The sequence below is a fragment of the Nonlabens spongiae genome (genome assembly GCF_002117125.1).
In the GTDB taxonomy this organism is placed as follows: Bacteria; Bacteroidota; Bacteroidia; order Flavobacteriales; family Flavobacteriaceae; genus Nonlabens; species Nonlabens spongiae.
The window spans coordinates 1966796-1982729 of record NZ_CP019344.1 but is presented as its reverse complement, the minus strand read 5'-3'; the positions used below and the strand labels follow the sequence as shown (position 1 = coordinate 1982729).

At 42.2% G+C, this 15934-nt stretch carries 13 protein-coding genes; 12 read left to right on the top strand and 1 reads right to left on the bottom strand.

Annotation, left to right across the window (positions count from 1 at the left end):
* Window positions 1-309: 309 nt before the first annotated feature.
* The 12 genes from BST97_RS09140 to BST97_RS09085 all read left to right on the top strand — a co-directional run bounded on the left by BST97_RS09140 (window position 310) and on the right by BST97_RS09085 (window position 13706).
* Entirely contained in the window at window positions 310-1173 is an 864-nt protein-coding gene (locus BST97_RS09140) for a DUF58 domain-containing protein (RefSeq protein WP_085766948.1), read from the top strand.
* Complete coding sequence (locus BST97_RS09135; protein WP_157111573.1) at window positions 1170-2909, top strand: hypothetical protein; 1740 nt, start codon at window positions 1170-1172, stop codon at window positions 2907-2909. Before BST97_RS09140 ends, BST97_RS09135 begins: the two co-directional genes overlap by 4 nt.
* Window positions 2906-3916, top strand: coding sequence for a vWA domain-containing protein (locus tag BST97_RS09130; RefSeq protein WP_085766947.1), 1011 nt, complete (start codon window positions 2906-2908; stop codon window positions 3914-3916). The genes BST97_RS09135 and BST97_RS09130 overlap by 4 nt, the downstream gene beginning before the upstream one ends.
* Window positions 3917-4109: 193 nt before the next feature.
* A complete protein-coding gene (locus BST97_RS09125) occupies window positions 4110-4568 on the top strand; it encodes a hypothetical protein (RefSeq protein ID WP_085766946.1) in 459 nt (152 codons plus the stop codon).
* Between the two features lie 70 nt (window positions 4569-4638).
* The gene (locus BST97_RS09120; RefSeq protein ID WP_085766945.1) at window positions 4639-5670 is read left to right on the top strand and encodes a VWA domain-containing protein; all 1032 of its coding nucleotides are present in this window, start codon (window positions 4639-4641) and stop codon (window positions 5668-5670) included.
* Between the two features lie 59 nt (window positions 5671-5729).
* Window positions 5730-6737, top strand: coding sequence for a tetratricopeptide repeat protein (locus tag BST97_RS09115; RefSeq protein WP_245833520.1), 1008 nt, complete (start codon window positions 5730-5732; stop codon window positions 6735-6737).
* Complete coding sequence (locus BST97_RS09110; protein WP_085766944.1) at window positions 6737-8500, top strand: BatD family protein; 1764 nt, start codon at window positions 6737-6739, stop codon at window positions 8498-8500. Before BST97_RS09115 ends, BST97_RS09110 begins: the two co-directional genes overlap by 1 nt.
* Before the next feature lie 2 nt (window positions 8501-8502).
* Window positions 8503-9267 (top strand): tetratricopeptide repeat protein, encoded by a 765-nt coding sequence (locus BST97_RS09105; RefSeq protein ID WP_085768208.1) that lies wholly within the window; start codon window positions 8503-8505, stop codon window positions 9265-9267.
* A gap of 379 nt (window positions 9268-9646) precedes the next feature.
* Complete coding sequence (locus BST97_RS09100) at window positions 9647-10642, top strand: NAD(P)H-dependent glycerol-3-phosphate dehydrogenase (protein WP_085766943.1); 996 nt, start codon at window positions 9647-9649, stop codon at window positions 10640-10642.
* Window positions 10643-10657: 15 nt separating this feature from the next.
* Window positions 10658-12211 (top strand): L-piperidine-6-carboxylate dehydrogenase, encoded by a 1554-nt coding sequence (amaB, locus tag BST97_RS09095; RefSeq protein ID WP_085766942.1) that lies wholly within the window; start codon window positions 10658-10660, stop codon window positions 12209-12211.
* Window positions 12212-12349: 138 nt separating this feature from the next.
* Complete coding sequence (locus BST97_RS09090; RefSeq protein WP_085766941.1) at window positions 12350-13162, top strand: hypothetical protein; 813 nt, start codon at window positions 12350-12352, stop codon at window positions 13160-13162.
* 34 nt (window positions 13163-13196) lie between these two features.
* Window positions 13197-13706, top strand: coding sequence for a hypothetical protein (locus BST97_RS09085; RefSeq protein WP_085766940.1), 510 nt, complete (start codon window positions 13197-13199; stop codon window positions 13704-13706).
* Window positions 13707-14724: 1018 nt separating this feature from the next.
* Here BST97_RS09085 and BST97_RS09075 read toward each other — a convergent pair.
* On the bottom strand, window positions 14725-15825 hold the full coding sequence (locus tag BST97_RS09075; protein WP_085766938.1) for a DNA helicase PriA: 1101 nt from the start codon (window positions 15823-15825) through the stop codon (window positions 14725-14727).
* Window positions 15826-15934: the final 109 nt, after the last annotated feature.

Genomic DNA, 15934 nt, shown 5'->3' with positions numbered 1-15934 from the left:
GACCACGGAGTCGAAGGGTGTCAAAGCTCACTTTTTAGATGTCAAATCGTCTTCGACAAGCTCAGACTGACAAAGTAAAGTTTAGGACTAACGACTTAGAATTTAAAATCAGCATTCAACCGAATAGCAAAAAACGAAAGGCGAATAACGAAAGGCGAATAACGAAAGGCGAATAACGAAAGACCTAACAACTATCAACGAAGAACTTACAACTAAAATCAAGGATCAAATAGAAACCCAAACCATCAAATCTTATAACTATTAACAATTAACCGTTAACTAACCACCCGCGAGCAAAGCGAGCACCACATGGATACAAAAGAACTACTTAAAAAAGTCCGGAAGATCGAGATCAAAACCCGTCGGTTGAGCGATGCGGTTTTTGGTGGCGAGTACCATAGTGCTTTCAAAGGTCGTGGAATGACTTTTAGCGAGGTCCGTCAGTATCAGTATGGAGACGATGTACGTAATATTGACTGGAACGTGACCGCTCGAGCTGGGGAGCCGCACATCAAGATTTTTGAAGAAGAACGTGAGCTGACCTTAATGCTAGTTGCCGATGTGAGTGCTTCTACATTGTTTGGAACACAAGAGCAACTAAAGAAAGAAATTATCACCGAGATGTGCGCCACGCTTGCTTTTAGCGCATTACAGAACAATGATAAGGTTGGGTTACTACTTTTCTCCGATCAAGTAGAGCTTTTTGTACCTCCCAAAAAAGGAAGGTTTCATATCCTGAGAATTATTAGAGAATTACTGGAATACAAGCCGTCGCATAAGACCACCAATATTGTTCAAGCGTTGGAATATCTAGGCGGTGTGCTCAAGAAAAAAGCCATCGTTTTTGTGATGTCTGATTTCATGAATACAGATTATCAGAAGGCGTTGCAAATCGTCGGACGCAAACATGATGTAACGGGAGTGCGCATTTATGACCACCGCGAGACCGAGATGCCCAATCTGGGACTGGTTTCTTTTACAGATCAAGAGACCGGAAAAACGCAACTCATCAACACCAGTAGCCGCAGTTTGCGCAGAAATTATGCTGCGTTCCATAAAGAATGTGCAGCTTATTTCAAAAACGCTTTCACCCGCTCAGATGCAGGTGCCATTGATCTGGAAACTAGAGAGAATTACACAAAAAAACTTTTGGGATACTTCAAGGCACGATGAGAAAACGACTGACCTACATATTTCTGTTTTTAATCGTATTGGCAAACCCCTCAATTGCGAAGTCGTTGAGTACCTCGACTACGCTCGGCAACCACGGAGTCGAAATGTGGTCGTTGAGCGGAGCCGAAACGCCCTCATTTCAAATACAAGTTCCAGACAGCCTACAGGTGCCTACTACGGTAGATCGCGATCTGATCAAGATAGGCGAGGAGATAAAACTGGGCATCACCGTTGAAGCAACTTTACAGGATTTGGTAGTTTTCCCAGAGCAACAAACCATGGGAGCCATGGAGGTGATCAATAGTTACCCTGTGGACAGCACACGTGTTGCTGACAAGATCAAGCTTTTCAAACAGTACGGTATCACACAATTTGACAGCGGTGATTACTGGGTGCCACAACTCAAGATTCTCAAAAATAGCGCCCAACTTTATAGCGATTCCGTTTTAGTAAGCGTGCGCGAGGTGGTGGTAGACACCACTAAACAAAAACTTTTCCCAATCAAGGATTCCATGGAACTGGAGACTAACGTGCCGCCAGATTACAGCTGGATGTGGTGGTTGTTGCTCCTGATTCCAGTAGGGTTTGTGGTGTTTGCGCTTTCGCGAAAGCGAGAAAAAAAGACCTACGAAGAAACTTTACAGCCGTACGAATGGACTAAGTACCGCCTTCAAAAACTTGATGAGAAAGGGCTGTTGGAAAACCGCCAATGGAAGGAATACTACACAGAACTCACCTACATTTTGCGCCGATACATTGATTCCAAAGTGTACGGTCATACTCTGGAAAGTACGACGGATCAGCTGTTGCGTGAGTTGAAAATTGCCATGTCTGAAAAAGGCATGAGTATCACTCAAAATACAGAGCGTGCGCTGGAAGAAATTTTGCGCAAGGCAGATTTGATCAAATTTGCAGGAGCGGGAGGTGATGCGATCAGCGCCAAGGAAGATCGCAACCGCACTAACGATATTATCTACAACATTCACCAAGTACTACCGCCACCTACTGAAGAGGAATTGATGCAGGATGCGCGCTACCGCCGCCAGCAAGAATTGAAGCGTCGGGCTAAAAAAGTTGCCATAGGAATTGCGGCTGGAGTCGTATTGCTTTGTGCAGCGGCTGGAAGCTGGATTTATGTAGACGGCTGGGATGAGGTGAAAGATCAGGTTTTTGGAAATGAATTGCGCGACCTTTATGAACAAGACTGGATCACGACAACTTATGGAGTTCCTGCAATTCAGTTGACCACGCCTGATGTGCTAGTGCGCAATGACAGCATCAGCTTACCCGATGAGATCAAAAATGCGGTGGCGTTATTCAACAACTTTGAATACGGCGAGTGGGAGGATCCTTTGATGGTTCAGGTAGCTACGATGAACTTCCAGCAGCAATTGCCAGAAGATCTCAAAGCCGATGCATTTATGGAGCCGCTCATCGTAAACATGGAATCAGAAGGGGCGTCTAATATCGTGATGCTGGATAATGAAATTGAGATCAATGGTAACAAAGGTATTGAGCTGGCTGGAACCCTAGATCACGGTGGTGATGAGTATCAATATGTCATCTTACTTTTTGCTAAAGCAGGAGGTTTGCAGCAAGTCATGATCGTTGTTGAGAAAGATGATGAAGAAGAGGAGCTGAGAGAGTACGGTCGCTTGATTTTGGAACGTATAGAGCAATCCATCGAGATCAAAATTCCAGCGGGATTGGAATCTAAAAAACAACCTGGAGCATGAATTGGTTCAACAACATAGAATTCCAGGATCCTCAAATGTTTTGGCTGTTCTTGCTGCTGCCATTGATCATAGGATATTATTTGTGGACGTGGCGCAAGCAGAATGCAAACGTTCAGGTTTCCAGTATCAAAGGGTTCAAAGCTGGCAGATCATTACTCGCGACTTTCAGACCTGTTTTGCTGGTCTTGCGATTGCTTGCGGTAAGCTTATTGATCACCGCAATGGCACGACCACAAACTACCGATGTGACCACCAAAACCAAAACAACTAACGGAATTGACATAGTCCTCGCGGTAGATGTGAGTGCGAGTATGTTGGCTCGAGATTTAAAGCCGGATCGCCTTGAAGCTACAAAAGAGGTAGCAGCAGATTTTATCAACGGCCGACCCAATGACCGTATAGGAGTGGTGGTCTATGCCGGTGAAGCCTACACAAAAACTCCCATCACAACAGACAAAAGTGTGTCGTTGCGCGCGGTGAACAGCATCGCTTTTGACGGTGTTTTGGAAAATGGAACCGCAATCGGGATGGGACTGGCAACCGCGGTGAATCGGTTGAAGGAAAGTGAAGCATTGAGTAAAGTAATTATCTTGATGACGGATGGTGTTAACAACAGCGGTTTTATCGATCCTAAAATAGCGAGTGAGCTTGCTGTTGAATATGGCATCAAAGTGTACACGATCGGAATCGGAACCAATGGAAATGCGCCGTCGCCTTATTCCAGAAATTTGGATGGGAGTTTCAATTTCAGATTGATGCCGGTAGAAATTGATGAAGAATTGATGAAACAGATCGCCGTAGACACCGGTGGGGAATACTTTAGAGCAACGAACAACAAAAAGCTGGAAGAAATCTACGCAGAAATAGACAAGCTGGAAAAAACCGAGATCGAGCAGTTTGAATTTTTCAATGTAGAGGAAAAGTATCGCGATCTGGTTTTATTAGCTTTGATTCTTTTGGGAGTTGAGATGTTGTTGAAGTATAAGGTGTTTAGGACGGTGGCGTAGCGCGGGCGCAGCCCGCGAGTGGACAGTAGCGGCGGATCGCATCCGCCAGTAGGCAGTTGTAGGTTGACAGTTTGCAGTATCGTAGGGCGGATCGCATCCGCCATTTATGTTGAAGATGTCTGTCACGCTGAGCCTGTCGAAGCGCGGTCAGGATGCCAGAAATTGAACGAAATACAGAAAGGATTAAAAGTAAATGACAGAATCAAGAATATCAGAAGCGACGGCTGGAGAGCACGAGTCTTTAAAGTTCATTGAACAGAAGAGGTTCGGATGGCCAGGTGCATTGATGTTGATTAGTGCTGTTTCATATTTTATTGCGGCATACGGAATGATGGCTGAGGAGAATGAAATATTATATTCTGTATGTATGGTGATTGGTTCGATTGGTATGTCAATTTCTCTTGCAGAACAGTTGTGGCACACCAGAGTTATTAAATACAATGACAAAGTCGTGAGAGTTGTAATCAATCGTTTCAGAACGCACTACGGGCTTAGATATAAAGATATAAAGCGTATTGAGTTAAAGGAAGATCAATTAGAAGTTTACAAACGTTCCAATGACCTGCAAAAAATCGACCTTAGAGAAATAAGAAAAGAAGATCAGGAGACTCTGATGGAGTTTTTGGAGGAGAGAATTATGACCATTAACTAAATTAAAATAGCGGACCTATCCGCCACTCACAATAACTAATAACTAAAAATAAATAACTGATAACTAAACCATGTACCTACTAGAAGAAAAACAATATTTCTGGATGTTGCTCATCATACCGATGCTGGTTGTGCTGTTTCTGATTTTGAGCGCCTGGAGGTATCGCGCACAAAGGAAATATGCCGAAAGCCAAATGCTAGATCACTTGATCCCAAACAGGTCTTGGTTCAAGCCTATCTTAAAATTGGTGACCATCTGTTTTGGGATTGCGTTTTGCGTGTTTGCACTCGTTAATTTAAAAGCTGGAACCAAATTGGAAACCGTCAAGCGCGAGGGCGTCGACATTGTTTTTGCAGTAGACGTTTCTAAATCCATGCTCGCTGAGGATATCGCACCTAACCGGTTGGAAAAATCACAGCAACTGGTCACGCAGATAATTAACAACCTAGCGAGTGACCGCATCGGGTTGATTGCTTATGCGGGTAGTGCCGTGCCGCAACTGCCCATCACAACCGACTATGGAAGTGCTAAGATGTTTCTGCAATCGCTGAACACCGAGCTCATTTCCAGTCAGGGAACGGCGATCAGCGAGGCAATCCAGCTAGCTGAAAGTTATTACGGTGAGGAAAGTGAGGCGGCAAAAGTATTGGTCATCATCAGTGACGGTGAAGATCATGAAGGCGAGACTGCGAGCGTTGCGGAAGCTGCCGCCGAGAAAGGTATCAGAATCATAACTATAGGCGTGGGAACGCCTAAAGGGGGTACCATACCCATAAAGCGCAACGGTATCGTCAAGGAATTCAAGAAGGATCGTGAGGGAAAAACGGTGATCACCAAGTTGGTTCAGGAAAATTTGACAGAAATCGCAGAGGCTGGAAACGGCGTTTACATAGACGGCACAATTACTGCAAATGTGATTGAAGAACTCAAGACCGAGCTTTCTGGAATCGACAAGACTGAATTTGAATCCCAGCAGTATGCAGATTTTGAATCGCAGTATCAGTGGTTTTTGGCATTCGGTTTGTTTTTTATCGTGCTGGACGTTTTCTATCTGGAGCGCAAGACCGGCTGGGTCAGAAAATTGAATCTTTTTAATGAATAGGAATTAAAATCAAAAACAAAGACAATCCCGATAGCTATCGGGACAAAAACAGTAAAGAGATGTTTTTATTTACTAAATCTTTGAATGGACATATACAGCAAGCTTGCACCCAAGGTGTTGTTAAGTCGTTGAAGCTGATGCTGGTTTGTGGTGTTTTTATGGGTCTCGCTTTCGCGCCTGTCCGCCGTAGCCTGCAAAATGTTTTTGGTGTTCCCGCTTTCGCGAAAGCGTGCCTATTTCTAATACTATTTTTAGGAATAAGCGTAGGAGGAAAAGCGCAACAATCACAAGCACCATTACAAAATATTGAATACGAGCGCGCCTTAAAGACCGCTCAAGAAGAGGCAGAAGCGGGCAACGATGCACTTGCCGAAGCTGCCTATAAAAAAGCCGTCGCCTTAAACCCAGAAGCAGCGGGAGCTTCCTATAATCTAGGAAATTTACATTTCAATAAGGAGCGTCGTTTTGAGGCGAGCAATGATTACCAAGCAGCCGCTGAGGCAGCAACCACCAAGGAAGAAAAGCATAAAATCTACCACAACGCGGGCAACACGCTATTTGAAAACAAACAGTTCAAAGAAGCTGTGGAAGCTTATAAAAATGCTTTGCGTAACGACCCGACAGACGACGAAACCCGCTATAATCTAGCACTTGCCAAAAAGGAAGAAGAAAAGCAAGGAGGCGGCGGTGTCGGCGGTGATGACAATCAAGATCAGGACGACAAAGAGGACGGTGAGGAACAGGATAAAAACGATCAAGGTGATCAAGATGAGAATTCTGATGGGAATAAAGATCAGGGCGACGATAAAAAAGACGGCGACCAGAATGAAGGTGACGACGGCAAGAAAAAGGAAGACGAGAAGGGTAAAAACCAAGATGGGAAAGATGGTGACGGAAATCCTAAAGAGCAGGATAGAAAAGCACCACAACGCCAGGCTGGTAAATTAACGCCACAGCAAGCCAGACAGTTGCTGGAAGCCATGAATAACGAAGAACAGAAAATCCAAGAAAAAGTAAATGCTAAAAAAGCCAAAGGCAAGGCGGTAAAATCTGAGAAAGACTGGTAATGAAACAAGCCTTGAGCATCATATTATTTTTTATAGGTTACTTAGCCACAGCTCAGGTAAGCTTTGATGCTACAGTGAGTCGCAACAAAGTAGCGCTGAATGAACGACTGAGCGTCGAGTTCAAGATGAATGTGGACGGTGATGATTTTACACCGCCTAATTTTGAAGGTTTTCAGGTAATCGCAGGGCCTAGTCAGAGTATCTCGCAAAGCTGGGTAAATGGTCGCAGTAGCATGAGCAAGTCTTTTAGATATGTGTTACAACCTACCAAAACAGGGAAATTGACCATCAAGCATGGTGTCATGACCTATGAAGGTAGGCCCTACAAGACTGATATAATCGAGATCAATGTCACGGGTGCCGTTTCCCAGCCTAAGGATATCAATGATAATTCCCCTGATGCAGAAGACAATGTGCATTTAGTGGCTGAGGTTTCTAACTCAAATCCGTACCTCAACGAGCCGATACGCGTTGTGTATAAACTTTATGTAAAAAACAATACGGGAGTAAGTAACTGGCGAGAGGTCAATAGTCCAAAGTACGCTGATTTTTGGTCTCAGAATATTGACAATCGTAATAGACGAGCACAAAACGGAACATATAAAGGTGAGCCGTATCGCTATCTTGTTTTGAGAGAGGCGGTTTTATATCCGCAAAAGACGGGTAAACTTGAAATCGAACCCTTAACCCTAGATATAGACGTACAGTTACCTACTAATAGAAGAGACTTTTTTGGCCGTCCCTACATGAGCAACGAGTCCATGACGGTGAGTGCAGGCTCAAGAACGATAACAGTAAAAGATCTTCCTGCAGTAGGAAGACCGGCAAGCTTCACGGGTGCAGTGGGTAATTTTGATTTTAAAATAGATACAGATCGAGTGCAACTTCAGGCAGGAGAAAGCCTTACCGCTAGCGTAGAAGTGACCGGAAAAGGGAACTTGAAACTTATGGAGCTTCCGAAACTTAAAGTGCCGCAGAGTCTTGAAGTTTATGAACCAGAACGAATCAATAACGTTCAGACTTCCGTCAGTGGTATGCGAGGAGAGATTAAAGACAACTATACTATAGTTCCTCAGTTTGGTGGTAAATATGTGATTCCGCCGGTGGAGTTCTCTTATTTTGATCCGCAAGAGGAGCGTTATGTTACCTTAAATAGCGGCGAAGCCATGATCATGGTAGACGGTCCTGCACCAGCTTCAAACAGTAATTCAAACGCAGTTGCCGCTGGAACTCCTAAAAATGTGATAGGTTCTACCGATCAATTTGCCTTTATAAAAACAGATACCGTTTTACAATCTCAAGAAAAAACCTATTTCTTCAATTCTGGAACTTATTGGGCGATTCTGGGCGGTACATTCCTATTGCTTCCCATCGTGCTGATTGTGCGCAAACAGCAGGAACGTCGCGAGGCAGATGTGACTGGGAACCGACTGCGCACAGCAAACAAACTGAGTAAAAAATTCTTGAGTGCTGCGCGTAAGAACATCGGGAATCACGAGCAGTTCTATATCGCCTTAGAACGATCGCTTCACAACTATCTCAAGTCAAAATTAAATATCCAGACTGCTGATATGTCAAAAGAACGTGTAGACCTACTCCTGGCAGAAAAAGGTGCTGGAGAAGAAGCGCGCAAAGAATTTATAGAACTGCTCCAGAGCTGTGAATTTGCCCGTTACACGCCTTCAACAAATGCGAGTATGAAAGAGGATTATGATAAGGCAGGAAGCGTTTTGAATAGAATCGATAAGCAATTAAAAAAATGAAAATGAAAAGTGTTTTATCAGTTTTTATGTTGCTTGCGGTAGTTTTCTCAACCGCTCAAGAGGCTGTTAGCAATGAATTGAATGTATTCAAGAATGCAAACAAAGCCTACGCCGATGAAAATTATGATGTCGCCATCGCAGGTTACGAGCAGATATTAAAAACAGGAAAACACAGTGCTGAAGTTTATTATAATTTAGGTAACGCTTACTATAAAAAGAACGAAGTAGGACCTGCGATTTATAATTTCGAGAAAGCACTTATGTTGGATCCCAAAAATGAGGAGATTCAAAATAATCTGCGATTTGCCAACCAAATGAAAATTGACGCGATAGACCCACTGCCCGAAAGTGGGTTTAATGCAAAAATTGAAGAGATTGCCGCCAGTCTCACTGTTGATGAGTGGGCGTACACCAGTATAGCACTGGTTCTCGTGACGATTTTGCTTATTATACTCTACATTTACTCTGCGACACCGGCTAAAAAACGACTCTTTTTTATACTGTCTTTGATAGGCGTTATTTTTTCTGTCCTCACTATTCTTACAGCGTTCTACGCAAAAGATTCCATGAATAGCGAGCGCTATGCCATTGTCTACATAGATGAGTTCAAGACAAGGAGCGAGCCTACCCAAAGCTCGGAGGCAGCCTTTTTGATTCATGAAGGAACAAAGGTTGAGATTTTGGAGGAGTTTGAGGACTGGTTCAAAATTTCATTGGCAAACGGCAGCAAAGCCTGGTTACCCGCTGATACGGTGCGGGAGCTTTAGAAGTTGAACTCGAACTCGAACTTGAAGTTAAAGATGAACCCGAAGCAAATTATATTTTGTCATTCTGAACGGAGCGTAGCGCGTCCCGTACAGCTGTCGGGACAGAATCTGTTTGATGGGAATTCACAAGAATTCTAAGTCGAGACATCATTATGGAGACTCTGAATACCTCGCATACTCGGTTTCAGAGTGACAGGTTTTCTTAATGTTATTCAACTCCAACTTCAACTTCATCTTCATCTTCATCTTTTCTAGTTCTCGCTTTCGCGAAAGCGGAACCACCATAATTTACGATCCTAGCAACCAATCACCCGATTTATTACGAATCATTTAAAGAAGGCTGCTGAAAATAGTATCTTTAGACCTGCTTAAGAAAACTATGGATCAAACGAAGAAAATTGCGGTTTTGGGAGGTGGTAGCTGGGCTACTGCGATAGTGAAGATGCTTTGTGAAAATCTGGATGAAGTAGGCTGGTACATGCGTAGCGATTACGCGATCGAGCATATAAGGCGCAATGAGCATAACCCCAGTTATTTGAGCTCTGTGGAATTTGATGTCAAGCAATTGAAACTCTCCAGCGACATCAATGAGATCGTCGGGTATGCTGATGTTTGCATTTTTGTCATTCCCAGCGCTTTTGTCTACAAAGAACTAGAAGCGCTTACGGTTGAGTTGAAGGGTAAAATCATTTTCAGCGCCATAAAAGGAATCGTTCCTGAAACGGGCCTGATCGTAGGAGAACATTTTAATGAGCATTACGGAATCGAATTTGAAGATATAGGTGTGATTACGGGACCTTGTCACGCAGAGGAAGTAGCTCTGGAAAGACTTTCCTACCTCACCATCGCTTGCGCAGATCAAGAAAAAGCCGATTTTCTGGCAGAACGCTTATCGAGCGATTACATCAACTGTAAAACCAGCGACGACATTATAGGTACGGAATATGCCGCGATGCTTAAGAATATCTATGCGATTGCTGCTGGGATAGCTCACGGTCTGGGTTATGGTGATAACTTTCAGAGTGTTTTGATGAGTAATTCCATACGCGAGATGAAACGATTCATCAAAAAGGTGCACAAAATGAAGCGCAATATCAACGACAGTGCTTATTTGGGAGATTTACTGGTAACTGGATATTCTGTCTTTTCACGTAACCGATTGTTTGGTAACATGCTGGGGAAAGGGTACACGGTACGCAGTGCTCAGCTCGAAATGAGTATGGTGGCTGAAGGTTATTACGCAACTTTAAGCGCCTATAAGATCAATCAAGAAAAAGGAGCGCGAACTCCCATTTTGAATGCGGTACACAGCATTCTCTACGATAATAAAAATCCAAAAAAAGTATTTAAAAAACTAGCTGACAAGCTGGACTAAAAATCAATAAACTACATGTCACAAATTGCAAAAGACTTTGGGATCGATGAAGCTATGAAGGCTTTGGGACTTGAAGCATCTAACCACGGAACTTCAACAGGAAATAACAGCTTTGGGTCTGGTGAGGAAATCATTTCTTCTTCCCCAGTAGATGGAGCTGAAATCGCCAAGGTTTCTACGACAACTCAAGAAGACTATGAAAAAGTTATGAAAGCCGCTGGGAATGCTTTCAAACAATGGCGCACGATGCCTGCTCCACAGCGTGGCGAGGTGGTGAGACAATTTGGTGAAGAACTGAGAAGACTCAAAGAACCACTGGGAAAACTTGTTTCCTATGAAATGGGGAAATCCTATCAGGAAGGACTGGGCGAGGTTCAGGAAATGATCGATATCTGTGATTTTGCCGTAGGATTGTCAAGACAACTGCACGGACTCACAATGCACTCAGAGCGTCCCGGTCACAGAATGTATGAGCAATATCATTCTTTGGGAATTGTAGGAATCATAAGTGCATTTAATTTCCCGGTTGCCGTTTGGGCTTGGAATACAGCGCTTGCGTGGGTATGTGGTGATGTTTGTATTTGGAAACCTAGCGAGAAAACGCCGCTCTGTGGCGTCGCATGCCAAAATATCATCGCCAAAGTTCTTAAAGACAACGATCTGCCTGAAGGTATATCATGTCTCATCAATGGAGATTACAAAGTAGGCGAGATGATGACGACTGATAAGCGAATCCCGCTGGTAAGCGCTACCGGATCCACTCGCATGGGTAAAATCGTTGCGGCAAAAGTGGGAGAACGATTGGGTAAATCTTTATTGGAATTGGGTGGTAACAACGCTATCATCGTAACTCCAGATGCCGATATAAAGATGACCGTGATAGGAGCTGTATTTGGTGCTGTGGGAACTGCTGGACAGCGTTGTACCTCAACGAGAAGATTAATTATTCACGAGAGCATGTACGACAAGGTTAAAAACGCTGTGGTAGACGCTTACAAACAATTAAAAATTGGAAATCCGCTGGATGAGAATAACCACGTGGGACCACTTATCGATACTGATGCTGTTGCTGGCTACAATAATGCTCGTGAGCAAGTGGTGAAACAAGGAGGGAAGCTTATCGTAGAAGGTGGCGTTCTAGAAGGGGCTGGATATGAAAGTGGCTGTTATGTGAAGCCCGCTATTGCGGAAGCTGAAAATCACATGGAAATCGTGCAACACGAAACATTTGCTCCAGTACTTTATCTTTTGAAATACTCTGGAGATGTTGAAAATGCTATTGATATCCAAAACGATGTGGCACAAGGTCTTTCTAGTGCCATAATGACCAATAACTTGAGAGAAGCAGAGCGTTTCTTATCGGTTGCAGGATCTGACTGCGGTATCGCTAATGTCAATATAGGAACTAGCGGTGCCGAGATAGGTGGCGCTTTTGGTGGTGAAAAAGATACTGGTGGAGGTAGAGAATCAGGATCTGACGCATGGAAAGTCTACATGCGCCGACAGACCAATACGATTAATTATACTACGGATTTGCCCCTTGCTCAGGGTATTAAGTTTGATCTTTAATCATTTGCATTCCTCTCTCCGCCGCGGCGGATCGTTGGATGCAGGAGCTCCAGGAATAAAATTTGATTTGTAAGAATTAATTTGAAAATTGATTTCTAAAACCGCTTTCAAGCCGAAAGCGGTTTTTTTTTGGCGCTTATGAAATTCAGTTTTATTACTTTTCCGGTAAATCGTCTGGCTTATGATAATTCTGATTATTTTTTATCAATTGATATGAGAAGAATTAATTTAATAAGTGTAATTTATCTATTGATAGTTGTGGTGACCATGTCTTGTCAGTCGGTATTGATTAAGAGTCAAATCAATCGAGACATAGCAAAAAACGCATCATATTTCAAGAAAGACAATCAGCGTGTCATCTATTTACCTATGATGCATATAGCTAAACCAACCAATTATGATAATGTAAGGATCTTCATTGAAGAAAAACGGGAAAAAGGTTATGTTGTTTATTATGAAACCGTAAAATTTGACGAAAACAAGCCGGATGCGGAGGAAACTAAGCTAAAAATGAGAAGACTCACGGGTTTGACATTTGGGGAGAATGTCCTGAGCAATGAACAGCAAGCTATTTTCGAAATTCTTGATCCTGATAAATATGTCTTGCAAAAGCAATATGATTATGGTTTAAGGCCTGAAATCGATGTTCATGCGGATTTTTATCTGAAGGATTTGGTAGCATTATTTGAAGAGCAATATCATAAGGTAGTACTGGATAATTGTGATTACAATACGCCAATGAATCAAAAATATGATTGCAACAGGAAAGATTATTACAAGGAAGTTGTGCATGATTTAAGGAATGAAAAGTTGATGACTCATATTCTTGACTCTACGGTAAGCAAAAAACTAATTGTTTATGGAGAAGGTCATTTCTGGTTTGCTTTTTACTCAAATATTGAGAGGACTTATGGTTTCGAGGAAGTCAAGAGAAAAAATTGGGTTGATTAGATTACCTTTATAGAGTAATGCTAACCGTTATAAGATGAAGCTCTTCAATTCTCGCTTAAGATTGATTTTACCTATCCTAATACTTATTAGTTCAGGTTTTGCTTTCTCACAAACAGATTCACTCACAACCAGTAACAACAAACCCTACTACGTTTATCAAACAGTTACGGTGGTAGAATCGATCATTCCTAGTGGAATCGGTAGATCTAGAATGATTTTTGGAACGGAAGATCGCGACTATAGAGATTTTACCAGTACGCGTAGTTCAGAAAATGACGAACGCAACAAGTCCAGTAGAAGAGAGATACGAGTAAAAGATTTTGAGGAAACCAAACTTTTGAACTTTTTCAATATAGCTGGAATCCGATTTCAAAATATTGCCGCAAATGACGCTGTCGTTACTTCAAAGATAAATGAATTGGCTGAGCAAGGTTGGGAATTGGCATTTGTCAATAGCGGTACAGAAAGTTATGGTGGTGATGGTGATTCAAACGGTATCTACGTGACTCGATATATTTTTAAGAAATCGATGAATGTTGATTAGATTTGAGTTCAGGTTCTACAAATGTTAGATAGTTCCAGAATTGTAAACGATCAATATTCAGATATAGTAAGTTATTTATACACATTATAAATAATGTATAGATTCGATAAAGTAACACTTATTTTGAACAATTTTGGCTCGCTAATTGTACGTTTGCATAGTCTTTATTTGCCAAATCATGGGACATATTATAAAAAACAGTAGAAAGTCAATTTATACAAAAGTAAGTAAGATGAATTCTTCTCCTGCTAAGGGTGCAACGTCAGTTGTGCATAGAGCAAAGGTTTTGACTGTTGCTGATGTCGAAGCTAATAGAAGCAGGGCTTATTCCTATCTAACTTTATAGGTTCAATTTTTGATCATTGCCTGGAAGATCATTTGATTATATACTCAAAGACAAACGAACTTATCAAAAGAGAGAATTTGAAGAGGAAATTTATACTTTCAAATGCTCTCTGAATATCTCGTACATTGTTGAAGTAGAATATCATTATAATTACATCTGTATTCTTAAATTTTATCAAAAGAACCACCGCAATTCCAAGCACCGATATTCCTTACTTAACTCTCGTAGATTCTTGGAAAGACACAAGACTTCAGGAACGAAAAATTTCTTGATGATTTTGAATACTATTATCGAAATAAGTATTGGTATTTTTAAGAAAAATGATCTTTTTTCTTTTGGATTTATTGGTGCTCCGACAAAAATTGAGTTAGAAGAAAACTCAAATAAAACGATAAATCCGGATGGCACCGTAGAATCGACTAAAAGATTCAACACTTATAGTATTTACGTGAAACGCTATTTCTCGCCCGACCGTTTTGAACATATAGAGATAGTGAGTTCGAGTAGTTATTTGATAAAAAGCAGGAAAAATTTAGATCTAACTACTACGAAGGTTGAACATTTTTTCAAATACTATATAGAAAATCATTGTTGAAAGTTACGGTGGTACTACTGGTTTCAATGATATTTTTGTTACCCGTTATATATTTAAGAAATTAATCAACGATTGATCTACACCTGAAAATAATTCATCAAATAGGCGCCTAAGGCTATCAATGCTAAAGCGGCAATAATTGCCAAGAAAATCTTCCAAGAAGAATACGGCCTCGATCCATGAATTCTACTGGTCTGGCCGTTCACGTAAAAGCTGTATTGCTTACCATCGTACTTATAACTGCTGATGTACACCGGCAGTAAAATATGTTTAAAGGTTTCATCACTTAAAGTCATGTTCATCGAGGAGATACGCTGGGTATCGCCACCTATATCGCGGCGTATCCAGTTCCGGGCGATTTGTTCAGCTTTCTTTTGAGCATCAACATGTCCATCTTTGAGTGATATGGTGTATTTCTCAGTCACATAGCCCGCGAGAAAGCTCGTGTCAAAACTTTTTAAGGCATCCAGATTCCAATGAGCTATCTGTTGCGGTATACGCCCTCCCGTTTGTTCAGACGCTCTAACTAACGTATCATCCACAAATCCTGAAACTTCGCCAGCAGCGGGATACCACCTCGTGCGACGCTCTTGTACCGTGCGCTTGTTTTTACCAGAACCTACGGTTTTTGTGACGTAGTAATATTCTCCTCGCTGTCCTCGGTAACTAGAAAAGAGTTGCGCATCAAAGGTCCAGTAAGGGACATACAATCCACGCGTGTTTTCAGGACTCAGTGAAGCGCGCTGTAAATTGTTGGGCGCCCACCATAATCCCGCGACCCATTTCTTAAAAATTTGGTGCGCTTTATTCTGATCGATTTGAAAAGGGACCACTGCGCCAGGCAAAATCCACTCTTCCTGATACATGTCCTCCACGATCAGCGGCATGGTACAATACACGCAATGCAGGGATTTATAATTATCCTCAATATGTTGAGTTGCACCACAGTTTTTGCATTGCAGCATGGATATTTCCATACTATGCTGCTGGGCACCCATGGTTTGCAGGTATTTCTGCAATTCCAGTTCCTCAAACGGCTGTTGTGGCTCGTCGATCTCCTCTTTGTGACCGCAATAGTCACAAGTGATGAACTCCGTACCGGGTTCATAGGTCAACTCTGCACCACAGTTGATGCAGGATTTCTTGCGTTCAGAAGATTTGGTGGGTGTGGGGTTCATTTATAAATATTGGAACAAGATAGATGGACTCGCAATGGATTCAAAAAGCTTGAATATGAAACGATACGATATGCCTTTGATATTAAGGCGGATGCGATCCGCCCTAATA